37 protein-coding genes are annotated in these 21,705 nt (G+C 58.4%); all 37 read right to left on the bottom strand.

Translation table 11 applies throughout. The annotated features are described in order from the left end of the window. Positions 1-5 precede the first annotated feature (5 nt). Complete coding sequence (locus A7P96_RS07095) at positions 6-398, bottom strand: hypothetical protein (RefSeq protein WP_067525864.1); 393 nt, start codon at positions 396-398, stop codon at positions 6-8. Between the two features lie 100 nt (positions 399-498). Further along, positions 499-1,080, bottom strand: a complete 582-nt coding sequence (locus A7P96_RS07090) for a hypothetical protein (protein WP_067525862.1) — start codon at positions 1,078-1,080, stop codon at positions 499-501. Positions 1,081-1,149: 69 nt separating this feature from the next. Further along, positions 1,150-1,524 carry a phage tail protein gene (locus tag A7P96_RS07085; protein ID WP_049249282.1) on the bottom strand — a complete coding sequence of 125 codons (375 nt, stop codon included), beginning with the start codon at positions 1,522-1,524 and terminating at the stop codon, positions 1,150-1,152. Positions 1,525-1,535: 11 nt separating this feature from the next. Continuing rightward, entirely contained in the window at positions 1,536-2,960 is a 1,425-nt protein-coding gene (locus tag A7P96_RS07080) for a phage tail sheath subtilisin-like domain-containing protein (protein ID WP_067525860.1), read from the bottom strand. After that, complete coding sequence (locus A7P96_RS07075) at positions 2,960-3,157, bottom strand: hypothetical protein (protein ID WP_067525858.1); 198 nt, start codon at positions 3,155-3,157, stop codon at positions 2,960-2,962. Before A7P96_RS07075 ends, A7P96_RS07080 begins: the two co-directional genes overlap by 1 nt. Beyond that, entirely contained in the window at positions 3,154-3,834 is a 681-nt protein-coding gene (locus A7P96_RS07070) for a DUF1834 family protein (RefSeq protein WP_067525856.1), read from the bottom strand. Before A7P96_RS07070 ends, A7P96_RS07075 begins: the two co-directional genes overlap by 4 nt. Beyond that, positions 3,818-4,240, bottom strand: coding sequence for a gp436 family protein (locus A7P96_RS07065; RefSeq protein WP_231112895.1), 423 nt, complete (start codon positions 4,238-4,240; stop codon positions 3,818-3,820). The genes A7P96_RS07070 and A7P96_RS07065 overlap by 17 nt, the downstream gene beginning before the upstream one ends. Then, the gene (locus A7P96_RS07060; protein ID WP_067525854.1) at positions 4,237-4,779 is read right to left on the bottom strand and encodes a hypothetical protein; all 543 of its coding nucleotides are present in this window, start codon (positions 4,777-4,779) and stop codon (positions 4,237-4,239) included. The genes A7P96_RS07065 and A7P96_RS07060 overlap by 4 nt, the downstream gene beginning before the upstream one ends. 53 nt (positions 4,780-4,832) lie before the next feature. Then, positions 4,833-5,747, bottom strand: a complete 915-nt coding sequence (locus tag A7P96_RS07055; RefSeq protein ID WP_067525852.1) for a Mu-like prophage major head subunit gpT family protein — start codon at positions 5,745-5,747, stop codon at positions 4,833-4,835. Between the two features lie 6 nt (positions 5,748-5,753). Beyond that, positions 5,754-6,890, bottom strand: coding sequence for a phage protease (locus A7P96_RS07050; RefSeq protein ID WP_067525850.1), 1,137 nt, complete (start codon positions 6,888-6,890; stop codon positions 5,754-5,756). A 211-nt stretch (positions 6,891-7,101) separates the two neighbouring features. Next, entirely contained in the window at positions 7,102-7,695 is a 594-nt protein-coding gene (locus A7P96_RS07045) for a phage virion morphogenesis protein (protein ID WP_369799152.1), read from the bottom strand. Positions 7,696-7,804: 109 nt separating this feature from the next. Next, the gene (locus A7P96_RS07040; protein WP_067525847.1) at positions 7,805-9,190 is read right to left on the bottom strand and encodes a phage minor head protein; all 1,386 of its coding nucleotides are present in this window, start codon (positions 9,188-9,190) and stop codon (positions 7,805-7,807) included. Then, positions 9,180-10,763, bottom strand: a complete 1,584-nt coding sequence (locus A7P96_RS07035) for a DUF935 domain-containing protein (protein WP_369799157.1) — start codon at positions 10,761-10,763, stop codon at positions 9,180-9,182. Before A7P96_RS07035 ends, A7P96_RS07040 begins: the two co-directional genes overlap by 11 nt. A 91-nt stretch (positions 10,764-10,854) precedes the next feature. After that, positions 10,855-12,522: a phage terminase large subunit gene (terL, locus tag A7P96_RS07030; protein WP_231863656.1), complete on the bottom strand. Its 1,668-nt coding sequence runs from the start codon at positions 12,520-12,522 to the stop codon at positions 10,855-10,857. Positions 12,523-12,524: 2 nt separating this feature from the next. Next, a complete protein-coding gene (locus tag A7P96_RS07025; RefSeq protein WP_067525843.1) occupies positions 12,525-13,022 on the bottom strand; it encodes a DUF1804 family protein in 498 nt (165 codons plus the stop codon). A gap of 12 nt (positions 13,023-13,034) precedes the next feature. Next, a complete protein-coding gene (locus A7P96_RS07020; RefSeq protein ID WP_067525841.1) occupies positions 13,035-13,256 on the bottom strand; it encodes a hypothetical protein in 222 nt (73 codons plus the stop codon). Continuing rightward, positions 13,253-13,531 (bottom strand): hypothetical protein, encoded by a 279-nt coding sequence (locus A7P96_RS07015; RefSeq protein WP_067525839.1) that lies wholly within the window; start codon positions 13,529-13,531, stop codon positions 13,253-13,255. Before A7P96_RS07015 ends, A7P96_RS07020 begins: the two co-directional genes overlap by 4 nt. Further along, positions 13,509-13,904 carry a hypothetical protein gene (locus tag A7P96_RS10805; protein WP_067525837.1) on the bottom strand — a complete coding sequence of 132 codons (396 nt, stop codon included), beginning with the start codon at positions 13,902-13,904 and terminating at the stop codon, positions 13,509-13,511. Before A7P96_RS10805 ends, A7P96_RS07015 begins: the two co-directional genes overlap by 23 nt. Next, positions 13,873-14,055 (bottom strand): hypothetical protein, encoded by a 183-nt coding sequence (locus tag A7P96_RS11275; RefSeq protein WP_231863655.1) that lies wholly within the window; start codon positions 14,053-14,055, stop codon positions 13,873-13,875. The genes A7P96_RS10805 and A7P96_RS11275 overlap by 32 nt, the downstream gene beginning before the upstream one ends. Positions 14,056-14,074: 19 nt before the next feature. Next, entirely contained in the window at positions 14,075-14,509 is a 435-nt protein-coding gene (locus A7P96_RS07005) for a hypothetical protein (RefSeq protein WP_156496306.1), read from the bottom strand. Next, on the bottom strand, positions 14,484-14,753 hold the full coding sequence (locus tag A7P96_RS07000) for a hypothetical protein (RefSeq protein ID WP_082887935.1): 270 nt from the start codon (positions 14,751-14,753) through the stop codon (positions 14,484-14,486). The genes A7P96_RS07005 and A7P96_RS07000 overlap by 26 nt, the downstream gene beginning before the upstream one ends. Further along, positions 14,750-14,926 carry a hypothetical protein gene (locus A7P96_RS11015; RefSeq protein ID WP_153716917.1) on the bottom strand — a complete coding sequence of 59 codons (177 nt, stop codon included), beginning with the start codon at positions 14,924-14,926 and terminating at the stop codon, positions 14,750-14,752. The genes A7P96_RS07000 and A7P96_RS11015 overlap by 4 nt, the downstream gene beginning before the upstream one ends. Continuing rightward, a complete protein-coding gene (locus tag A7P96_RS06995) occupies positions 14,923-15,453 on the bottom strand; it encodes an N-acetylmuramoyl-L-alanine amidase (RefSeq protein ID WP_067526347.1) in 531 nt (176 codons plus the stop codon). The genes A7P96_RS11015 and A7P96_RS06995 overlap by 4 nt, the downstream gene beginning before the upstream one ends. Before the next feature lie 78 nt (positions 15,454-15,531). Then, the gene (locus A7P96_RS06990) at positions 15,532-16,002 is read right to left on the bottom strand and encodes a Mor transcription activator family protein (RefSeq protein ID WP_067525833.1); all 471 of its coding nucleotides are present in this window, start codon (positions 16,000-16,002) and stop codon (positions 15,532-15,534) included. After that, positions 16,002-16,409 carry a gp16 family protein gene (locus A7P96_RS06985; RefSeq protein WP_067525831.1) on the bottom strand — a complete coding sequence of 136 codons (408 nt, stop codon included), beginning with the start codon at positions 16,407-16,409 and terminating at the stop codon, positions 16,002-16,004. Before A7P96_RS06985 ends, A7P96_RS06990 begins: the two co-directional genes overlap by 1 nt. A 66-nt stretch (positions 16,410-16,475) precedes the next feature. Beyond that, a complete protein-coding gene (locus A7P96_RS06980) occupies positions 16,476-16,751 on the bottom strand; it encodes an HU family DNA-binding protein (protein ID WP_067525830.1) in 276 nt (91 codons plus the stop codon). Between the two features lie 111 nt (positions 16,752-16,862). Further along, entirely contained in the window at positions 16,863-17,183 is a 321-nt protein-coding gene (locus A7P96_RS06975) for a hypothetical protein (RefSeq protein ID WP_067525828.1), read from the bottom strand. Between the two features lie 12 nt (positions 17,184-17,195). After that, on the bottom strand, positions 17,196-17,429 hold the full coding sequence (locus A7P96_RS06970; protein WP_064105035.1) for a hypothetical protein: 234 nt from the start codon (positions 17,427-17,429) through the stop codon (positions 17,196-17,198). 1 nt (position 17,430) lies between these two features. Further along, positions 17,431-17,970, bottom strand: a complete 540-nt coding sequence (locus A7P96_RS06965) for a host-nuclease inhibitor Gam family protein (protein ID WP_064105034.1) — start codon at positions 17,968-17,970, stop codon at positions 17,431-17,433. Further along, positions 17,964-18,353, bottom strand: coding sequence for a hypothetical protein (locus A7P96_RS06960; protein WP_067525826.1), 390 nt, complete (start codon positions 18,351-18,353; stop codon positions 17,964-17,966). The genes A7P96_RS06965 and A7P96_RS06960 overlap by 7 nt, the downstream gene beginning before the upstream one ends. Beyond that, complete coding sequence (locus tag A7P96_RS06955) at positions 18,319-18,849, bottom strand: hypothetical protein (protein WP_067525824.1); 531 nt, start codon at positions 18,847-18,849, stop codon at positions 18,319-18,321. Before A7P96_RS06955 ends, A7P96_RS06960 begins: the two co-directional genes overlap by 35 nt. Next, positions 18,846-19,157 carry a hypothetical protein gene (locus tag A7P96_RS06950; RefSeq protein WP_067525822.1) on the bottom strand — a complete coding sequence of 104 codons (312 nt, stop codon included), beginning with the start codon at positions 19,155-19,157 and terminating at the stop codon, positions 18,846-18,848. The genes A7P96_RS06955 and A7P96_RS06950 overlap by 4 nt, the downstream gene beginning before the upstream one ends. Before the next feature lie 11 nt (positions 19,158-19,168). After that, on the bottom strand, positions 19,169-19,852 hold the full coding sequence (locus A7P96_RS06945; RefSeq protein ID WP_067525820.1) for a DUF2786 domain-containing protein: 684 nt from the start codon (positions 19,850-19,852) through the stop codon (positions 19,169-19,171). A gap of 1 nt (position 19,853) precedes the next feature. Further along, the gene (locus tag A7P96_RS06940; RefSeq protein WP_067525818.1) at positions 19,854-20,384 is read right to left on the bottom strand and encodes a hypothetical protein; all 531 of its coding nucleotides are present in this window, start codon (positions 20,382-20,384) and stop codon (positions 19,854-19,856) included. A gap of 1 nt (position 20,385) precedes the next feature. Next, complete coding sequence (locus A7P96_RS06935; protein ID WP_067525816.1) at positions 20,386-21,105, bottom strand: hypothetical protein; 720 nt, start codon at positions 21,103-21,105, stop codon at positions 20,386-20,388. Between the two features lie 154 nt (positions 21,106-21,259). Further along, entirely contained in the window at positions 21,260-21,550 is a 291-nt protein-coding gene (locus A7P96_RS06930) for a hypothetical protein (protein WP_067525814.1), read from the bottom strand. Further along, positions 21,550-21,702, bottom strand: a complete 153-nt coding sequence (locus A7P96_RS10800; RefSeq protein ID WP_156496305.1) for a hypothetical protein — start codon at positions 21,700-21,702, stop codon at positions 21,550-21,552. The genes A7P96_RS06930 and A7P96_RS10800 overlap by 1 nt, the downstream gene beginning before the upstream one ends. Between the last annotated feature and the right edge of the window lie 3 nt (positions 21,703-21,705).

The raw sequence follows: 21,705 nt of genomic DNA, 5'->3' as shown, positions 1-21,705 counted from the left end.
CACCGCTAATCGGTAGCGGTCGAGTTCGGGCGCAGCCGCTTTTTTGCCAGCAATTCCTGCGCGAAATACAGCGCATCAAAATCGCCGGCGGCCAAACCGTCGGCCAACAGGTTGGCATCAATCTGTTCGGCGGGAATGTCGCCCAAGCGGTCGATGGCCAGGGCGTAGCTCTCCAGCATCCGCGCCTGCCCGTCCAACAGCGGGTCGATATTCATGTCTTCACGCACAGTTGGCAGGTGCATCACAAAGTCATAATGCAGGCTGCCTGCATATTCGATGCCGTATTTCAGGCTACCCGAAACTGTTTTGCGGTCATCGGCCACCACAAGGTTGTAATCGGTAACGGCAGCGGGGAGCAGGTCGGCACCAATGGAATTAGAGGGTTTTTTATCAGACATAAGAAAAGCCTTTAAACGTTGATTAAACCAAGATAAAGAGTAGGTTTAATTGTCGTTTAAAGGCTTAGGGGGAAGTAGTTGAGACGTTTCAGAGGGGTCGCTATTCTGCTTTCCTCACTACAAAAGCCACATTCCGGTTTTCTACCGTGATGCTGTATTTGTAGCCATCACGAATAATATCTTGAGTGGCTTCGCCTTGTTGTCTGGCGGCGGCATTCAAAACTTCAGGCAGTGCTTTCAGCAAATCTTGCCCAATGGCCAGCTCACCTAATTTGGCACGGCCATACGGCGAGGTCATCACCTGTATTGCCGGCAAAGCGTGAGCAACATCTTTCACGGTATTGCCGGTCATTTCATACCCAGCAGCCAAAGATAAGACATTTTGGTTATCGTCAATCTTAATAATAACCCCACCAAAATCGGTTACCATCATTACATCATGGCCGCATTCGTTTTGGACAATCTCTTTGTTGATTACCCGTGCTGATGCGCCTGTACTTTTCAGCCCGGCATCTATGTTTTCCAATAAAGTTTCAGCCGTCATGCCCAACGGCGGCGGGCAATAGCTGCTTTGCACCTGTGCTTCCGAAGCCGGTTCAGACACCGCCGGTGCCTGCTGCTCCTGCTTTCCGCAGGCGGCCAGCCCGAGGGCGATAAGCACGCCGCACAATAGTTTTCTCATTTTCCCTTCTCCATAAAAAAGCCCTGCCGATTCAGGACAGGGCTTGATTTTACCATTTTCAGGTAGCCTTTACTCCAGCACCTTGCGGATGGCAAAGCCGGTGATGTCGATCACCATCTCGTTGTCCACCGTGTAGCTTTCGCCCACCTCGGTTACGCAGAAACCGAGGTAGCTGGTGGGTTTCGCGCCGGGCACGTCGGGCACCAGTGAGATTTTGGCGTCCTCGATGCTGCCCCAGTTGATGGCGGTGCCGTCGGTAGGCATCACGGCGGTGGCAGTGATGTCGTATTGGCCCACGCCGCGGGTGAAGCCTTTGGTGCGGCGGCTGCGGTTCATGGTTTTCACGGGCTTGCGGCCGGTGCTGTCTTTGACGTCGATTTTGGTGATTTCCACCTCCGCGGCGTCGAGATAGAGGGTTACGCTGCCGATGTATTCGGTACTCATGTTTTATGCTCCTATAAATAGAGGTCTACCACCATGCCGACCACGTGCAGGCCGTTCACTACGTCGGATGGGATGCGCACGTCCAGCATGTTCACGTTTTGCCGGTCGCGCTCCACGATGAGGTTGGGCAGGTTGGCTTCCACCTGCTCTAAAATCTCCAGCTCTTCGCAGCGCATCAGCACGTCGATAAGCTCACTGCGCACCCGCGCCGGGGTTTTGTCGGAGAGTTTCTCACGCGGAAAGCGCAAGGCCACGCGCTGGATGCAGGCTTTGCTCACGTAAATCAGGGTGCGCACGGTGGTCACGTCCAGCAGGCTCTCGTCGGCGGTGCCGTTGGCGGTCTTGGTGTAGGTGGTAATCGCCCGCACAATCTGCGCCCGGCTGCCGTCCGGACTGGTTTCCACCGGTGCCACGCCGTTGTAGAGCGCGTTTTCCTGCTCGGTACGCATGGTTTTGTCTTTGCTGTCGCACAGGCCGATGCCTTCCAGAGCCAGCGTGTTCAACGGGCGGGCGGGGTCTTCTTCGCTCGCCATCACGGATGCAAAAGCTGCCGCCAGTTCGCACGGCAGGCTGGGCGTACCGCGATACCAGGCGCAAAGCATAAAACCGTTGTTGAGTTTGCCGGCCAAGGTGGTGGCGGTAGCCAAGGTGCCGCTGTGGCCGTACACGCCGACGGCCCAGCGTTTTTCGGTAGGCGCACCGACTTTTTCGAGGTGTGCACGCAGTTTGAGCAGATTGGCCTCGTCGCTGATGCCGCAGGCAATAATGTCGTGGCCTTCGGCGATTACGGCAGTGAGCGCGGGCTGGATGTCGGGGTTGGCGTCGCCGCCCGCCATTGCCGTAACGGCAGTAGTGATACCGGCGGCGGTGCAGGCCGCCAACAGGCGGATGGCATTGCCCTCGGTGCCTTTGTTTTTGGCGGTGATGGTCACCACGCCGGCGGCTTCGGCGGCAGACACCGGCAGGCCGGGCTGGGCGGCAATCGCAGCCTTGACGGCTTTGCCGACGGTATCGGCGCTGTCGCCGGCGGCCACAGGCACCATCAGCACGTCGGCGTTGCCGATGCCCACGCGCAGCACGCCCTGCGTGGTGGCATTGCCGGTAATGGTGATTTTGCCTGCGGCGGCCACGCCGGCGCTGTTGTCGGCCAGCGTGATGATGCTCAGGGCGGCATTGGCGTAGGCTTTAATGGCGGCATCGGCCATTAAATGTGCCTGACTGCCCGCACCGTAGCGCTCGGCCACTTCGGCGGCGGAATACACATCCGTCAGGGCGGATACTGCCCCCAAGTCGGTGGTGTGCTGGGCAATCAACAGCACGCGCTGCCGGTTGGTAGGCAGGTTGCGCATGGCGCGTTTGAGGTTCCATTCGGCGTACACGCCGGGTTTGCGCGTAGATGCCGGGATTTTGTCAAAACTGATGTTGGCGCTGGCCATTATTTGCCTCCTTTGGCGGGTTTGGGATCAGGCTCGGATTCGGCCTCGGATTCGCGCACCAAGTCGCCGCACTCGAGGCAGCGCAGATAGTAGGCGCTCTCCTCCACGGCGACGGCCTGATGCTCGTCGATATAGCGGTGCGGCTCGCCTTCCTTCGGCACTTTCAGGCCGGCGGCGGCTCTTACCAAGATGGTCATGGCGTATCTCCTAATTCAACTTCCGCCTCGATGGCGGGGGTGGGGTTGTCGGGCGGCGCGTGCACATGTAGGTTCGCACCTTTCAGTTCGGGGTCGGGCGGGCTGGTGGCCGCCTGATAGGTTACAAAGATTTGGTCGGGGTGCGGCGTCGATGGCGGGCTGCCCGGCGGCGGGGGCGGCGGCACTTGCGGCCAGTGGCCGTTGTCCAACGCCTCCTCGATCCAATGGGTGGCAAATTCGCAGGCATACACGCTCATGGCTTCCTGCCGCTCCATCCTGCCGTTAAACAGGGTGCGCACCGCGCGCGGCTGCAGCTTGTCGATGGCCAAGCCCAAATCCTGATTGGCCAGCAGGCGGCGCACCGCGTAAATCAGTTGGTAGCTACCGATTTCCCAGTGGCTGATGCCGCCGGCGCGGCTGGCTTCCTCGCTCCGCAGGGAGCGGGCGGCCACCATCACCACAAACTTGGCTTCGGCCTTGTGCTTGGTGCGGTTGACTTTAACGGCTTCGGTTTTGTCGATGCCGGCAAAAGTCACCCAAGCGGCCGGCAACTGCTGCACCACCTGATACAGCCCCTCGTCGTCCAGCTCGCCGCCGTAGCTGTGCACGCCGGTAACCAGCTTGCCCAAGCCTTGGCGCAGGCGCTGCACGATGGCAGCCTCAATAAGGGCGATCACGGCCGAATACCTTTTGTTGCGGCTTGTTAAACATCACGGTGTCGCCGGTGCCGAGCTGGCCGTTTTCAGGCAGCCCGCTGATGGTGGCCGTGCCGCGCGCCACCTGCTTGAGGTAATCGATGGCGTTTTTGTAGCGGGTGTCCATATCATCGTTGCCTTGGCGCATACCGGTGGCCAAGCGGTAGATGGCGATGTCGCAGCAGTACACCGTGAGCAGCCGCGGAATCTGCGGAAACGGCCGCGTGTAGCGGTTCAGGTAGCCGTCGATTTCGGCGGTGGCGTCCAATAGCGCCTGCTGTGCGATGTCGGCATTGATTTGGCCGCGCCGCTCTAAGTCGGTGAGCTGCAATACGGTGTTGTCGCCGTAGCGCAGGCACAGTTCGTCGAGCGTGGCATAGCTGATCATTGCGGCACGTCCTCGTCGTAGGCGGCATCGGGCGTCATCAACACCACGCCCTGTACCGTCAAATTCGGTTCGGCCAATAAACGCTGCCAATCGGCCTCGTCCATTGCGCTGCGTTCCACAATGCGGATTTCGCGGGTAAATTCGAGGCCGCAGCGGTAAAACCGCGTAGCGTTGCGGGTTTTAACGGCCACCATTTCCGCGCCCTCAACCGGTGCTTCGCCGCTGGCCACCGGCACCAATACCGGCTGTGCAGGCGGGTTGGGCTGCTCGGCAAGGACTTCTTCGGTTTCGGCTTCGTTCGGCGCGGTGTCAGTGTCGTCAGGCTTGCTCCCCGGCTGTCCTTCAGACGGCCTGGTTTCAGGCGGGGTGTCGGGATGGTCTTGCTGCTGTTCCGGCTGGTTTTCGGGCAGGCTGTCCTGCGCCTCCGGCTGCTGCTCGGTTTGACCGCCTTGCGCTTCTTGCTGCTGCTCGGGCGGATTGTCCGGCGTGCCTTGCAGCGGCTTTTGCACTGCATCGTCTTGGGGTTTGTTTTTTGCCATTTATTTGCTCCAAAACGGCGGCTTTAAACCGGTTAAAGCCGCCGCAAAAGGGGTTACAACAACCACGGGGTAGCGATAACCTGCACTTTGTTGTGGTGCGGGTTGTATTTGCCGTTCTCGTATTTGTCGGGTTTGATGATGCTGTTGGCTAAGTCGCCCATCGTGGTCGGTACCAACAACAGGGTCGGCTTGATGTCGAGCGGGCGGCCGCCGTCGCCTTTTTGGCTGATCATGGCGTCGTACACCTTGGCAAAGTTTTCCGGGGTCAATGCCTCGGTAGACATCGCGGCCATCTGCCAAAAACCAAAACCCACATTGGAGCGGCAATCAGCACCGTAGCGGTACTCGTTGCGCATAAACACGCCCTCGTCATCGCCTTTGGTCATGGCAGTAAACTGCATGGCCTTGCGCTCTTGGTAAATCAGCGGTTTTAGTGCGCGGCTGGTATCCAGCAGATACCACGGCGTGCCCTGCGTGCCGCCGGTGGCGGTAAACAGGTTTTTAACCAAGGTTTTGTTGCCGGTGCCGTCCACTTTTTCAAATACCGGGTGGTCGGTGTCAAAAAAGTTTTGGCCGTCGTAGCACAGGGTGGCGTTGCCTTTTTTCAGCAGCTCGAACACCTGCTGGTCGGGGAAGGCGGCAGCGGCGCGGCCCATCTCGGTAAACAGCGGCGCGTAAATGCCGATATTGTCGTCCTCGATGTCGTCGCGGTTTACTTTGACAGAGCTCTCAAAGTGTTTGTTGGCAATGGCGTAGCTATGCGCTGCCATATCATTAAAGGCACGATCGCCCACCCACTCCCTAAAACCCGGCCATTGGCCGAGCCAGCCGTAGGTGTTGGATTTGGTGCTGGATGGCACCACGGTGGCGATGTCCTTATATTGGCTTTTGGCAATCTGCAAGCCGTCTTGGTAGTTTTTCTTAAAGCCGGTCATCAGGGCTTTAAGGGCGTCCGGGGTAATAATCATGGCTGCTTACTCCTGTTTTTGTTTTGCGTAATCTTCGGCGCTGATGCCCAGCATCTCCGCCACCTTTGCCTCGTCGGCAGTCAGGCCTTTTTCTGCGGCAGCAGGCGGGATGCCGCCGGTCTGCGTGGCGCTTAGGGCGGCCAAAGGCTGCGCCGTGGCCAAAAATTCGGCCAGCGCCTGCGGGTTGGATTTGCCCAAGCCTTCCGCCCATGCCTTTTGTGCCGGCAGCAGTCGGCCGTCGGAGAGGGCGGCGGTAATCAGTTGTGCGGTTTTCTCCGCTTCGTGTGCAGCGAGCTGCTGGCTCAAAGCGGCCACCTGCTGCTGCAAGCCTTGCAGTGCCGACAGCGGCACCTGCTGCGAGGCGGCGGCGGTATTGGGTGCGCCGGTCTCGTCATTGGCCGGCTGGCCTGCCGGTGCGGCAGGGGCGGCGGGCGGGTTCGGCTCGGCCGGCTTGTTTTCCGGCTTGGCCGCTTCTTTGGCGGCGGCCAAGGCTTCAGCCAGCTTTTTGCCGTCGGTGCTGCTTTGGATTTGCTGCATCGCGGCCAGCTGCTCCGCCTCGCTGGCGGTTTCAGGCAGCCCGAGCAGCGACAGCATCAGCTTTTGTGCTTCGTTCATTGCTTCGTCCTTTTGAGAGGGTTGGAGGGGGTTAAGTAATCGGGAGGCGGCAGCCAAGGCCACCGGGTCGAGTTGGTCAAGCGCCGGGGTGTTGGTGAGCGCGGGCGGCAGTAAATTCAGAATGTCGCCTGCGGCCGTGTATTGAAACACCGGCGAGATATAACGGTATTCGCCGCCGGCAATCCGCTGCTTGGCCGCGGCCGTCCACTGCACCTCGGCATACAGCCCCTTGCCGTCGACCCATTCAAAACCGGAGAGCCAGCCCGATGCCGGGTTGGGCTGTCCGTTTTGTGAGGTAAACAGGGTTTGATGTTCGTAATCCACCATCAGCCGTACCGGCCGCGCATTAAGCTCGGCCACCAAGGCGGCGGCACGCTGCGGGTTTAAACGCCAAAACGGCGCATCAACCGGGCGGCCGTCGTTGGCGCGGAACTCGCCGGCGGGAATCAGCTGGATGCGCTGCACCGTACCGTCCACCGGGACGGAACAGGCAGCCAGTAAAAACGGGGGAGAGGTATGCTTGTTCATGGCCGCATTGTGCAGCCGGAATTGGGGAAAAAATCTTTGAAGCGCCTCACTTGGTTTTGGCGCGGATGAAACAGCCGGCGGGGCGGCTGCGGTGCGATGGTTATAAAGAGGCTATAAAGCGCGTTTTTTAGCGGGGGTCTGGCGCGGGGATATACCAAACTATACCCAAGCCGTTTAAACGCCGTTTGGCGCGATTTTGGGCGGAGTGTCGTTAACTGCCTTTCGGTAGGCCGCAGACGGAGGCCAAATAGTCGCTCACCGTCTCCACCAGCTCGTGCTCGTCTTGCGGCGTGAGCTGCATAAACGGACGTGCCGGGATGCGGCTGCCGGGGTGCTTCACGCTTTTTACCGGATACGCCCCGGTGGCCCATGCCAGCGCCTTTTTGTGGCGCGGGTAAATCATGTGCGCGGCGGTTTGCCCGCCGAAGTTGTGGATGGCGGCATAGGCCACATTGGTTCCCACCCGCGCGCTATCGTTGTCGCTGGCCTCGGTGATGCTGTTGCGCAGGCGGCCGGTGTTTTGCAGGATTTTGTGGTTACGCACATGCTTGTCAAACCGCGCCTGCGATACCTGCCCGCGTTTCGTCAGCGCCCCGGCACGGGAGAGCTGGCTGCCCAGCTTCAGCCCCGCCCAAGCCGGGCGGCCTTGGTTGTTAAAATTTTCATCCACCGCCTGATGCAGCCTGCCGGCAATCAGGCGCATCAGGCTGCCGCGCTGCTCCAATCCCTGCGCTGCGCGGCTGATGTTTTGCTGCAACTCTAACGTCTTGATTTCGATTTCGATCATAGCTATACTGTAATTCACAAATAGGGCGGGAGTTTCCTAATGTAATGCCGCAAGGCTAAGGCTAAAGGTTAAGCTCGTATCACGAGGTTATGATGTAGGTTCAAGTCCTACCACCGCCTTATTTACCCTATTTCAAATCCTTCCCGTGCAGCAGGACATATTTAGGCCAATCCGTGCCGGTTCTCTTAATTCTTGTTCCTGTATCCACCACATTCACAATCAGGTTTTCACGCTTGCCCGTAGTGGGATTTTTCGAGCGGCGGAAGCCGTCATAATCCATCTGCACCACCAGCTTATACAGATAATCCGCATCCATCGGGTCTGCGTAAAAGTAGAGCAAGGACGGGTTGGTTTCGGCGTTGGCCGCCGCCTCAAAATATACCGATAACGGCTGGCGGATATGGTCGGGCAAATGCTGCCAGAAATGTGCCGGCAGCGTCTTATCCACCCCGGCCTTAACCGAACGTTGGGCATGGCGCACCAAGCTGTCCGATGAGGCAATAATCGCACTCTGCGGCAACGGCAGTTGCCGGCGGGCCAACTCATCCAAAGTGTGGAGGCCGACCGCGCCGACAAATGCAGGCTGGTTCTGCGGCCGGTTGGCCGTCATCAATCTCTGATAGGCCTGATACAAATCATCTGCCACCGCCCGGCGCAAAATCAGGTTATCCAATGCCTGATTAACCGACATACTCGCCAACCGCGGCGGTAAATCCACCGCCCGTTGCATTTGCAACTGCCCCAGCTGCGCCAAGTGCCGCTTGCCCACGTTGCCGTCAAAGCCGCGGTCGGCCATAAAGGAGCGACCGTCGGCCAAACGGATGGCGCGGGTCGGTTCGGTGTCGCCCGCTTTATTCACCACGCGGTACACCTCCTCCAGCCGCCCCTCGCTGTCAGAAACCTCCAGCCCGCGCCGGGTCAAATCGGCCGCGCTGTAGGCGGTTACCGTGCATCGGCAGTTAAAGCCGTTGGGCGGATAATAGGTATCCCAAAACGGGTCGTCGATGTGATACACCTGCCCGTGCAGCTCGCGGTGCAGCGGGCGGGTGCGGTTGTCCATAACGGCGGTGTATTGCAGATAAGGCATGGCGGCACGGTTGTCTTGCAATTCCTGCCAACGTCCGGCCATATACGCATTTTGCATATTGGTGCGGTAAATCACCTCCAAGCGCTGCGGCGTGATGCCTTTGCCCAGCAGCTCGCCGGTGGCGGCATCCACCATATCGCCTGCCTGATCCAGATGCAGCCCCTTAGCCGTCAGCTGCCGCTCCACCGCATCCCTAAATTTGGCAAACGGCGTGCCCTTGGCCACCGATTCGCCCAGCGCGCGGTGGATGTCGGCCACCACATCCTGCCGGTAGATGCCGGCGATGGTCTGCGCCTTGGCCGCTGCTTGTTGCATCCGCTGCGGCCAATCGGTCGGCACCGTGTAGCCCAAAGTCTCAAAATAACGGATGGCACGCTCCGGCGGCAGTCCGAAGGCATAGGCCAAATCCACTTGATTAGCGCCCACCGATCTGCCCCCACAAGTCCGCCACAAACAGCATGCGCCCCAGCGCCTCTTGCAGCTGCGCGGTGTCCAATTGCGGGTAGGCCGCCAGCAGGCGTGCCGCCGCATCCTCGTAGCTGCCGCCTTCGGCGATGGCTTGGCCGAGTTGCTTAATCAGCGGCTCGAGCAATGCAGGCAGCTCGGTATTTTTCAGGTAGCCTGCAATACCGTCGTCCAATGCCAGCTGGTCGGGATAGATGATTTCGCCCTGCCGCGACAAGGCTACCTGCCGGTAGCGGCTGGCCTGCGCCTGCCGTAGTTCCGGCTTGGCATCACGCATGGCCAGCATGTCTTGGTCGTCTGCCGCCTGCGGGATGGCCAGCTTTTCGTGCGCCCATTCCAGCGGGATTTTCATGCCGAGCTGCACCAATTCGGGCAGCGCCTCGGCATACAGCTTCATGTCTTCCGGCTGGCGGGTGTCAAACTCAAAATAGGGGATGTTGGCTGGGTCGGTGATGCCCTTATTGAGATACAGCAGCGGCGCAATGAGCTGCCGGGTCAGCGTGGCCGCCAGCTGCTTGGCGTCGGACGCCAGCAAGTCATGCCGCACTTCATTGTGGATTTGCCCCAGCGCGTTGGTACTGGTTTTGCCGTCTGCCTGCGTGGTCAGCGTGCCGCCCAAGATGATTTTGGATTGGGTGCGCTCGCACCAGTCCACCATGCTCATAAAGGTGTCGCCGCTGCCGCTGGCCGCGTCCAACAACTCCAGTATCATGGTTTCCGGGATGATGCCAGCCGCATTGTGGCCGATGCCCACCAGTGCGTTGAGCAGGGTGGTTTTTTCTTTGTCCGACGCGCCTGCCGGGTATTTCCCGAGCCGCACCGGCAGGCCGTAAATCTCCAAAAACTCGGCCAAGTCGCGCACCGAGTAGTTTTTAAACAGATACGGCCACGCCAGCGAGCGCATCAGCCCGCCGCGCGCCAAGAAGCCGCTGCGCGCCTGATGGCGGTGCACAATCCAGCCCAGCGGCCACAAGTCCTGCGGCTCCTGCCCGTTCACGCCCAGCAGCTTGAGCCGGTTGTGTTTCAGGGTAAACCAACCCTGCGGGCGGTGGGTAAACTTGGCCGGCAGCCATAAGCCGTCCACCTGCTGCCAGCTGATTTCCACCGCGGCGAAGCCGTGGCCGAGCGCATCCAACAGGTCAAACAGCAGCGCCTCAAAGTCCGGCAGGCCGTAGAGCCAGCCCGCCACCTCTTCCGCCAGCTGCCGCCCGGCCTCATCGGCATTTTTCGGAGCGGATACCCGCCAATCCAAGCCGGTTAAAGCGCGTTTGCGCTTGCTCATTTCGGCAAAGATGTGGCCGTCTTTTTCCTCCATATCGGCAAACAATTCCGACTGCGCCGTGATGTCGCCGTCTTCCGCCCCCTCTAAAATCTGGTGCAGCTTCTGCGGTGTCAGTCCCTTGCTCGGATGCTCGCCGATGGTGCCGCGGGCTTTGGCCAGCTGCGCGGTCTGCTCGCCCTTGCGCGGTGCTTTCGGCGCAGGCTCGGTGTTGCCTGTAATAGCGGATAAAACGGCGGTAAAACGGGATTTGATAGACATAATTAAGCGGCAAGATGCAGTTAATCTTGCCGCTATTGTCAGATGTAAGGCCGTCTGAAACCGTTTGAGCCGCCTCAGCGGGTTGTTACCAAGCGCCGCTGCCGAAAGTCAGCACCCCGTTGCTGTCGTTGTGGCGCGGTACGGCGGTGTAGTCAATCGCCCCGAAGCCGCTTTGCGCCAGCATCCACAGCATATGCAGTGCATCGGGGCCGTCGTCGTGGTCGGCATCGGGAAACTCCCGCAACTGCTCAATCAATACACGCTGCTCCGGTAACAGTTTGATAAATCCGTTGGCAAAATGCGGCTGGATACTTTCAATTCTCATCACTTTTTCTGCGCTTGGTTTGACTCCGCGCGCAGGAACATGCGCCCCCTGTTTTGCCGCCTCTTTAATCAGTTCGTCCTTGAAGAACTCCTGAAACTGAACGGTTTCGATGACCCACAGTAGGCAGCTGTACTGCTTTTGCATTCTAATGACATCCTGAATAATCAGGCTCGGGACACGCTTCTTGATGGACGCCTCCACCACAAACAGCGTGCCGGTGGCGCGTTGGTAGCCGCCGACAAGAATGGCAGACGGATCAGTGCCTTTGCCCTGTTTGCCCAGTGAAGGATCAACCGCACCAAAATACACGACATCATGCGGCAGAGTGCGGTAATAACAGTTGTCCAAATAATCAGCAAAAATCGCATTTTCGGGATTGCCCGGCTGATTTTGATATTCACAGTTAAAAACATGGATACCGTCGCGGGCGCGGATTTTCATCAGGGCGAGAAGCGGTCGTTTGCTCCAACTCACTTCGCTGCCTTCCAACATTGCCGCTTCGTTTGCTTCGTAAAACGACTGAGCCGCCTTTTCGTTGGCGCGGTTTTCTTTCGGCGTGTTACGGTAGATATTTTCCCATTCCGCCCACAAGTCCATATTGACAGGCCACTTCATGATGGCGGAAAAGCGCACACTGCGCCAAAACGGGTTTTTCAACACCCGAGCCAATACGCTGTCCAAACATAAAATCGTACCGACATATAAAATGTCGCACTTCGCGCCCGCGCCGCCCAAAGGATTGATAACGCTGCCTATCCACTTAGTCAGTTTGTCGCGCAGGCGGATGTTTTCGGTGTGTTTTTCATTTTCCAAGTCGTCGAGATAGACCGCATCGGGGCGCACCTCGCCTTTTTTCGCGCCGCGGATGCCCTGTCCTGCGCCATAGGCTTTGAATTGGTTGTTTTGGCGGGTTCGGATTTCACCGATACGCCATACCTGCCCCTGCCCGCAGACTTCGGGAAAGTCCAACTGCAACGCGGGATTGTCGGTCAGTTCGGTTTTGATGGCTTCGACGATGGCGTCGGCTTGGTCTTCGGTGTCGGACACGATGACGGTATTGTGTTTGGCATTGCGCACTTCGCGCCAAAGGGAAAACGCCTGTACGGTCAACGATGTTTTCGCTTCGCCGCGCGATGCCGCGCAACCCTGCAAGACCGACTCCGGTTCTTTTTCGATTTCGGGCAGTTCTGTGTATGCCCATGTATGGAAAACAGATTCGCTGTCGTCGGGGAAATAATGCGGCAGATAAGTCTTGCAGAAAAAACGGAATGCTTCGGGCGTACACTGCATCACTTTGGCGCGACGCTCGGCAATATCCGCAGGTGCGGCAGACAATCCGATATCCGCCGCACTGATGCGCCGGTTGATGTCTGCCCGTATGGCGGACATTCTGGCGCGCAGTTCGGATTGGCTTAATTTTCCCTGCATGATTAAAACTCTTTCTCAATGACAGTTTGAAAGCCTTGTAGTACCTCATCAAACGCAGCCAACATATCGGGATGCCGGTCTGCAATATAGGCAAACAGTTTTTCGATGACTTTAATGGCAACCGCAGATTCCTGTATTTCGGGCAATACCCGCTTGTTTGCGGCCACGGTCTTGTTATAGGCATCGGCCAAACTGGCCAACAGCTTGACCTTTTCTGCCGGGCCTAGGTCGCCGTCCTGTTGCAGCAGCTCCATGGTCGAGCTGTATTGTTGCAAGAAGCCGGCCATCGTTGCCCGCCCCAGCTCCTCGATGCTGCCGCCGGCCAAAGTGTAGGCGGCGCGCATTTTGTCCCAATCGTCGCCGCGCTCGCGCGCCTGTTCGCGCCAGCGGCGGGCGGTGGCCTGCGTGGTTCCGCACATGATCGCCGCCGTCTCCAGCGTTTGATTGCCGGATACATACAGCTGGCGCAGGCGGTCGCGGGTTTCTTTCGGGTGAGCCATAATCAATCCAATTTAAAAGCCGAATTTAGCGCGGATAAAGGCAATGCCGGTGGCCACCACGCCGCCGCTTACCGCGCCGGATACCGCACCGGCCAAGCCGCCGTTGGTACGGGCAATACGCTGGCAATCGGCCTGTATTTCGGCCAGCCGTTTGTCCATCGCTTCCTGTTTGGCAATGGTTACATCCTGTTTTGCGCTGATTTCGCGCAGCATGGTTACAACGGGGTCGTTCATGTTTTATCCGCCTTCCTGTCCAGCTTGTCGCTGACTTTTTCCAGTTGGTTTTTAATCTCGTTTAATAAGCCCAAAATCTCGCTCCGCGCCTCCCGCGCCTCGATTTTGGTTTGATAGCCCATTTCCACCGTATGCAACCGCTCGCGCAGCTCCTGCCGGTCGTGTTCGGCCTCTTTAAAGCGGTCGGCTAGGCTTTTGATGTAATACCACAGAGCGGCCACCAAAAAGCTCACCCCGCCGCCGAATACATACTCAATAGTCAAAGGCGTGCTCATCCGCATCCTCCCCAAATATCACTTGGCAATCGATACCGGGCTGCCGCCGGCTGCCCACATATAGGCAGGGGCGGCCTTTGTCCACATCGGCTTCCACTTCGCCGCAAACCGACAAAGCCTCTTTCACAGCCTGATACTGCTGATTCGGCGGCAGGCGGCAGTGTGGTAGGTAAAACACCACGCGCAGGTTGGCGGTCATGCCCATTTGGTAGCTCCAGCTGCCGGCCGACAGCTTGTGCTCCACCGAGAGCACAAATCCTTCCTGCTCGCGCGCCCGCGCCAGCTTAAGCTCGATGCCGGCATGATCTACCGCCAGTTGCTGTTGTACTAATTCGCGGTATCTACTCACGATTAGCCCCTCGGCCGTTGCCATACCAAGCCTGCCAGCCACGCGCCTGCGCATCGCGCTTGCCGCACCATGCGCCGTACTCGGCGGCGTGGTTGAGCAGCGCCTCAGGGCTACCTGAAACCGGCGGCGCTGGGCGTTCGTAATCGGCCAACAGTTCCGCCGGAGCGGGCGGCAAGGTCGGCCGCTCCACCACTTTAATCGGCGCTGTAGCCGAGGGCTTGTTTGTAGAGCTGCAGGCTGCCAGCGCCAAGGCCGCTATAACAACGGCCGCTGCTTTGATCGTTTTTGACTGCATTTGCTATCTCCTGTTTGATGCGTGTGGTTTGGGTGTCCAATTGACGGGTGGTTTCAGCCAGCTTGGCCGATTGCTGCTGCGAGAAGTCGTGCCACTTCTGTTTTTCCGCGCTGACTTCGGCCAGCTTGGCGCTGTAGGCGCGTTCCGCCTCCAGCTGTGCCTGTTGGTGTGCGGCGGCCACTGCGGCCATCTCAGTTTTAGCTTTGCCGTCGCGGTTCAGGTAGCCTGCACGGTAGCAGGTGGCCGCCACGGCCAAAGCCAGCAGCAGCGGCAGCAGCTTTTTCCACAAGCTACCTGCGGGCAGCAGCTTACTCAGTAGGGGCATCCACATCATTTTCGCGCTCCTTTCCTTGCTTGATTTGTGCCAGTTGCGGGATGATGCTCAAGCCGCGCTTACCTAGGACGTAACCACCCACAATGCAGCCGTAAACCGCCCATATTTCCATCGGCGCATCCGTTACCAAAAACTTGTAGGTCATGGCCGCACAGGAAACATTCGCCCAAATTTTGGTATGAGATGCCTGGCCGGTGGTCGGGTTGGTAAATGCCCCGGTCATCCAGTGTTTAAATCCGCTCATCGTTTCGCCTTTCTGCGCCGTTTGGCCGCCCGTTTGGCCGCTGCCACGCCGCTGCGCTTCCAGTTCGGTAGTGGCTGGTCCATCCACACATCGCGCCGTGGCGGCAGGTGCGGGTGGGTGTGCTTGGGCAAACTACCCAAAGCCAGAGCCACCAATGTTTTCTTCAGACTCATGCCGCTACCTCCGCCGCAATCGCTTCGGCCACCGCGCGGCAGATACTCCACTTGGTCTGCTTCCACTGCGCCAAATCCGCATCGTTGCTGATAAAAAACGGCTCCAAGATAATGCCGCCCGCCTGCGCATAAGCCAAACGGCTGTGCTGACCGGCATTGTCGGGCTTATAGCCACCCTCGCCGCGCAGCTTCCAGCCGCTGGCAGCGGCCACCGCCGCGCATATACGCTGGCAGGCCGCCTTGTTTTTCGGGACGGATAAGGCTTCAATGCCGGTGGCGGTTTTGTTGAGTGCCGCGTTGGTGTGAAATTCCACCGCCAAGCGGCTGCCTTTAATGAGCTTTACCGCATCACGCAACGGCATATTGCCCTTGCCCTCGCCGTCGGTTTTAACCTCTAAGCCGTAATCGGTACGCAGGATAGAGGCCACGATATTGCGCATGTCCTGCGCAATGTCCGCCTCGCGGTCGCTGCCGTTCACGGCGCCCGGGTCGGTGTTGCTGTGGCCGGCTGTAATGGTAATAAACATGATAAAAACCCCAGTGGTTACACTGGGGTTATTGTCCAACGGCAGGCTGCCTGAAAATGCTTGAGGTGGCTCACACGGTTAAAGCAGCGAGATTTGCCGGCTCTCCGGCGGCGGGGCATTGTCGGTCTTTTTGAGGATGTCCCACACCGTGCGGTCGGTAAGGTGGTGGCATTGCGCCAAATTCTGCACCGCCCAAAACGCGGTCATGTTATCGCGGCTCACCAGCTCGTCAAACTGGCGGCGGATTTTACGGTGCAGCAGCTCTCGCACTGCCCGTTCGCATTTCGGCAGCCACAGCCGCTGCCTTTGCCCGAAGGCGCGGCACAGCTTGTCTGCCGCCTGCTCGCCCACCACTTCGGCCAGCGCCGCATGGGTGGCCTGCCCGGCGCGTTTCACGTTGCAGCTCACCGGGAACGTGGTGCCGCCGTAGGCGCGCAGCAGCGCGAGCGTCGGCTCGGCGCCAATCAGCCCCACCATCTCCATCACGCTGTCGGGCAGCAGGTGGCGCACCGCATCAAAATCCGTTTCATCGTAGTGTTCAAACGACATTATTTTTCCCCTTTCCGGCGGTTGGCATAAATCTGCAAGGCCGCCACCAGTTTGTGCAGTTTATCGTCGGACAGCCAATGCACTTGGTCCACGCCAAACATCCGTTTGGCCATCCCGTGCGCATAAGCCCAAGTCAGGCCGTTATCCAACAGCAGCGCCTCTACCTTGCCGATCATCTTGAAGGCCGAGCGGCGCGGGCTGGGGCGGCGCCCCATCGGGCGGCTGGCGGCAAAACCCTGCCGCTGCATGGCCGCGAGCACCGCTTCCAGCTCACGCAGGGTCATTTTGGCGCAGGAGCTTTTGCCCGTTTCTCGGCGCAGCAGGGCACGGTAGGTGTCGTCGTCCAAACCCAGTTGCGCTTTGCCAATGTGGATTTTGGCTTTCAGTTTGTTCAGATTGGCCTGCATTTTTCAGGTAGCCTCTTGTAATGATCCACTCATGCCGCCGCATCCGGCAGCGGCATGGATTGAGCATCACTGATTCACCAGCTCTTTGAGCTGCGCGCTCGGCTTAAACCGTACCTTGCGTTTGGCCGCCACCTGCACCGGCTCCCCGGTTTTCGGATTGCGGCCGGTACGGGCGGCGGTTTCCACCACCTCAAACACGCCGAAGCCGTTGAGTGGCACCCTCCGTCCGTTGGCCAAAGCCTCGCGGATGGTATGCTGCACCGCCAGCAGCGCAATTTCGGCTTCGGCGCGGCTCATCTTGCCGTGTTCGGCGATAGCCTTAATTAAATCCGGTTTATTCATGGTTTAACTCCTATTTAACTGTTTTAAACTGCGGCAAACCGTGCCGCGCGGGTTTCAAAAATTGGGAATTACACATTTACACATAGTGTAATTATCGGGTTGTTATGGGTTTCAGGTATCCTTAACCATTGTCTGCCCTTCATCGTCGGTTACACATTTGTTGCCGTTTATCCAGCCTTCTTGGTAATCCACCTCGCTGGCCTTGACCTGTACGGCATGGGCTTTGACCTCGTCCCAATCCATGCTGTTGGCCGCCCAATCTTCGATTTCAAATTCATGCGTGGTAAACAGCCGCTCGGTTTGGGCTTTGACCTTCTCGCGGTCTTGGCCGTCGCGCTCGGCGTAATAATCGGTGTAGGCATCAGCGATAACCTGCACCGGCACGCGCCAAACCGAAAAATCGGGCATTTCTACCAATAGATATTTCTTCATTTTTTCAAGCTCCTACATAGCAAACCAAATTGCGGCACTGATGGCAAACCATATAGCCGCCCAGGCAAACCACCAGCGGCCTTCTCGGCGGTAGGCTTCAGCCGTGGCACAGTAGTGCCGTGCCAACTCCAGAGCGCGGTAGCCGCAAGTATTGATGGTGTCGGACACATCAATTTTCAGGGTGCAGTTGATTTCTCTGCCTGCTTTATCGGCGCAGGACTTGCCTTCATTCAGCATTACAGCCATCTCACACCCCCGCTAATTCCGGGTCGCTGGGTTCGATCACGATTTTCTCCACCCCGCTCATAATCTTGATACCCGGCACCTGCCCGTCGGCAAACAGCTCGGCCTCGTTGAGGATGGCCTCCTTGTTGATTTCTTCTTTCAGCCGCACAAAGCGAGCCAGCGCGGTTTTTTCCTTCAGGTAGGCCAACACCGCCGCCACACCGGTTACACGCACGCTGGGCGGGTCGGCACGCCATTTCACGATGCCGGTTACAAAATCCACGGTCTTGGTTTTGTAGCCTTCGGTCAGCTCTTCGCGGTTGGCTTCGCAGTAGGCCTGCACGCCGCCGGTGAGCTCGGCCAGTTCGGCGCGCAGCGGGTCGGCCAGCTCGTTGTACTCCTGCTCGATGGCCGCCTGCTTGTCGCCCATCTCGGCTTCCAAGCGTTTTACTTCGCGTGCCAAGTCGCCGATGCGGCGGATTTGCGCCGAGGCTTCCACGCGGCTCTGTACGGCGGCCGTCAGCGCGGCCTGTTTAATGCGGGTTTTCTTTTTTGCTACCATTGCTTTTTCCTTTCAAAGATTTCAGCGATTATTTGATACAGTTTTTTCAGGTTTTCCCGTCCCCGGGCTTCTTCTTCCGGCGTGAGTTGCCGTTTGTGTTCCAACTTCGGCGGCTCCGGCCTCGGCGGCAGACACCTAATCAGCATCTTGGGTGTCGGCCAGCGTTCGATTTCGGCAAATAACCGGGTAAATCCCGCGGTGATTCGCCCTTTGTCCAACTGTTCGGCCCAACTGATATTCACTGAGGCGATGGCCTCCACCCATACACTGGCCGTCAATTTGATGCCGTCGGCGGGCGGCGCACCTTCCAGCCTCAGCATCATCAGTTTTTGCAGCCCGGTCAGTAGCTCATCGCTGACAAACTTGGGCAGTGGCTTGCTCATTTTTCATTTCCTCCAGTTGTTGTACGGCATCCACCACTTTGCTTCCCCGTGGCCGGTTGCCGCCGATAATGGCCGGGGTGGAGGTGCTGTCGTTGATGGATACCGACACCGATGCCACATTACCCGCCCAACCGGCGATAATCTCGTACAGGTAGCCGTGGGATTTGAGCGGGGTTTTCAGGCGGCCGCTGTCGCGGGCGGCCAGCACCTCGCCAAACGCATAAGCCCAGGCGGCCACTGGGGCGGGGTAGGATTGGCCGTTGCGGTAAATCTGCCCGGCTTGGATGTCCGGCAACAGTTCGGCCATCAGCGTGGCCATGCGAGCTTGAGAGAGCGCGGACTTGTTCGGGCGAAACAGGCCGAGGTATTTCACTAACCCCAGCGTCATCGCCCCGCCGATATTGGCCAGCGTCCACAGGCTCTGCCGCGCCTGCTCGTGGGCAATCAGCGCATCCAGCGAGTTTTCCGCGCCGCAGCACGGGCAACGGGTTTTCATGCTGCCGCTCCCTGTTCGGCAGCCAGCCGGATATAGACGTCGATGAGTTCGCGCACGGCTCCCAAAGCGAACTCCCTCTCTTCGGCACTCATGTTGTCCGGGCACCCGCGCAGGATCATCCAATCGAGCCTTTGCGTTTCCAAATTTGGAATCAGCTCAATGCCCTTACCAATATCGGCCACCTTGAAATAGTCAAATCCATCACTGTGATAGCCGACTGTCATGGTAGTGCCGTCGCAGTCCAACACCACCGCTTTAACCCCATCATGGAAGCGCACCATGTCGCCAAATTTGATTCGCTGTGTCATTTCCTGCTCCTTTATCCGTTTAAACCTAATTGTTTCTGCTCTTCGCCGCCGTCCATCGCGTGGTACAGCTGCGCCTCGCGGCCTTTTCTTACTCCGGCAGCCAAATCCTGCTCTCTGCTGGCTTTTGAGCCGCCGTGCACGTCGCGTTTTTTGGCCTGCTCCATTTCGCCGAGCTGTTTTTGGTAGCGTTCGAGCATGTCTTTTTCTTCCGGCTCGGTGGCAAACTCTTTGACTTTTTGCGCAACGGCATATACCCAACCTGTGCAAAATTGGTCGGCGCGGGCTGTCTTATTGCGCGGCAGGCGCACCGCTTTAAGCTCGGTTTTGATGTATTCGCGCCGCTCTTTTTTCAGTTGGCGCAGTAATACCTCGTAAGCGTAGGCGGCCAGCTCCGGCTTGATGCCGATGCCGAAAAACCGTGCTTCGGCCAAACCCCACTGCGTGCACTGGTAACTTTTCACCCCGAACGCCTTGGCACACTGGGAAATCAATATCTGATGCCAAGTCGGCAGTGTTGCAGCGACCGGTACGCCTTTTTCGGTTACGGCAGACAGCTCCACATCCATTTCGCTGATGCCGTACTTTTTCATCAGGATTTGTGCCTGCCGGATGGCCTGCGCCGCCTCGTGTCCGTTGGCCGATTCGCCCAGCGCCAGGCATTTTTTGATTTTTTCCAGTACCTTTTGCTTATCCATTTCAAACCTCTAATTTCTTAAACTTAACCACCCAAACCCACGAGTTTGCATCCCAAGAATCAAAGCCGTTTAGGTAGCACCAATAGTTGAAAAATCTGTCGATTGGGCAATTCGTCTCCGGGTCGCTATCCGTACCCTCCGCCTGCGCATCCTCCCGGCTGATGGATTTCAGGCGCTCCACCCCGGTGTCGACCACCTCAAGCAGGATGCGGCTGTGTTTGCGTGGCAGGTGGATGGATGGCTTCCATTTGATGTTGTCGGGTGCGGCATCATCGGCCTTGTAGAGCAGGCTGCCTGTTTCCGGGTGCAGCGCCCATGCTTCACGCACCCACAAGCGGTCGCCTGCCTGGCCGTAAGGGCAAGGGATGACGGCGGCGTTTTCAACAGCGGGCGGGCGTACCCCTAAGCGGCGCGCCATTTGGTCGGTCAGCACGGCAGACTGTGGCTTAACGATGCGCCGGGTCTGCGTTTTGCGGCCGGCCAAAATCGCCCGCACCATCGGATCGCTGAATAAAATCGGACGTTCCTTCATCTCACGCCCCCTCCATCGCCAAAAACTTCTTCACAAACCCCACCACTTTCAACATTTGCCCGCGGCTCAACTGCATCTTCCATAGGCCGTTGCCCTTGTCGATGCTGAAACTACCGTCACTAAAGCCGCCGATTTTGATGTCGTGCTCGTCGCTGGGCTTCTCGTCGGCATTGGCTGCGGTTAAAACTACGGTATCGTCTTCTTCCAGCCTCGGCTGCGGGGCAGGCTCGGTGCCCATTTCAGCCAATACAACCGTTTGAAGTGTCACAGGTTGCCCGCCGTCCTGATTTTCAGGTAGCCCGCCTACCAGCCGCCATATCCCGTGTCCGGAGCGCTCAATCAGGCCTTCTTCTTTCAGTTTGTTCAATACACTGGTGCCTGCCTGATGGCTGCCGAGCATGGCGTTGATGCTGCGGGTGCTTACATCCTGCCTCGGGCGGCCTTTAAAGTAGCGCAGCACGTTTTCGCGCATCTCTTTTTCACTTTTCCCGGCAGGTTTTTTGTCCGACACAGGTTTGGCAGATGCCAGGCTGTAAACCATCTTGTCGCCTTTCAGGGTGGAGGCAACGGCACCAACCCTTTCCAGTTCAAGCAGCGCATCGGTCAAGTCCCGGCCGGATACGCCGCTCAACTGGGCGAGCCGCTCAATCCGTAGCGGCGGCTGGCCGTCCATTGCTTGGCAAATCGCCATTTTGTTTTCGAGTTTTTCCTGCTGACCCATGCTTATCTCCTCTGTTTTTTCCGGTAGCTCGCCTGTTTGAGCTGTGTTTGTTGTGCCTGCCTAGCCTTTCGCTGCAATATCCGCTGCTCCGTTAATTGCGCCTTAAATTCCTCGTCGCTCAAGTTGTAGCCGCGTCGTCTAATCGGTCGCCTAATCATGGTTTTGTCCTTTCGTTTTCAGGTAGCCTTGGGATGGGGTCATACACGATGCCGCGCATCCGCTCTTGGTCGCTCATGCGGCTGTAGGCCGCTTCCCATTGCATTGCTTCGCGGTCGACCTGCCGTTGCAAGGCAGCCATGCGTTCGGTTGCCGGCTCGGCCTGTACCAGCACCCTGTTTGCGGCCGGTTGCGGGGTGCAGCTGCCGGTCATGGCGGCATAGGCCAGCGCAATCAGCGTGCCCACCATCCAGCGCCGCAGCGCCGGTTTTAAGCTGTCTTGCCACATTATTTCCTCCCGTCTTGGATACCTTTGAGCACAAACTGGATGGCGTAGCCCACGCCCAACCCGATAACCGCAATCGCAACCGCCAAAGTAAGCGCCGCGCCTACTACGCTGCCGAAATTAGCTTGGTTAAACCATGTCCAAAATTCACACATTTT

The sequence above is a fragment of the Eikenella sp. NML03-A-027 genome, from assembly GCF_001648395.1.
Taxonomy (GTDB): domain Bacteria; phylum Pseudomonadota; class Gammaproteobacteria; order Burkholderiales; family Neisseriaceae; genus Eikenella; species Eikenella exigua.
This window is presented reverse-complemented; position numbering and strand designations above follow the sequence as displayed.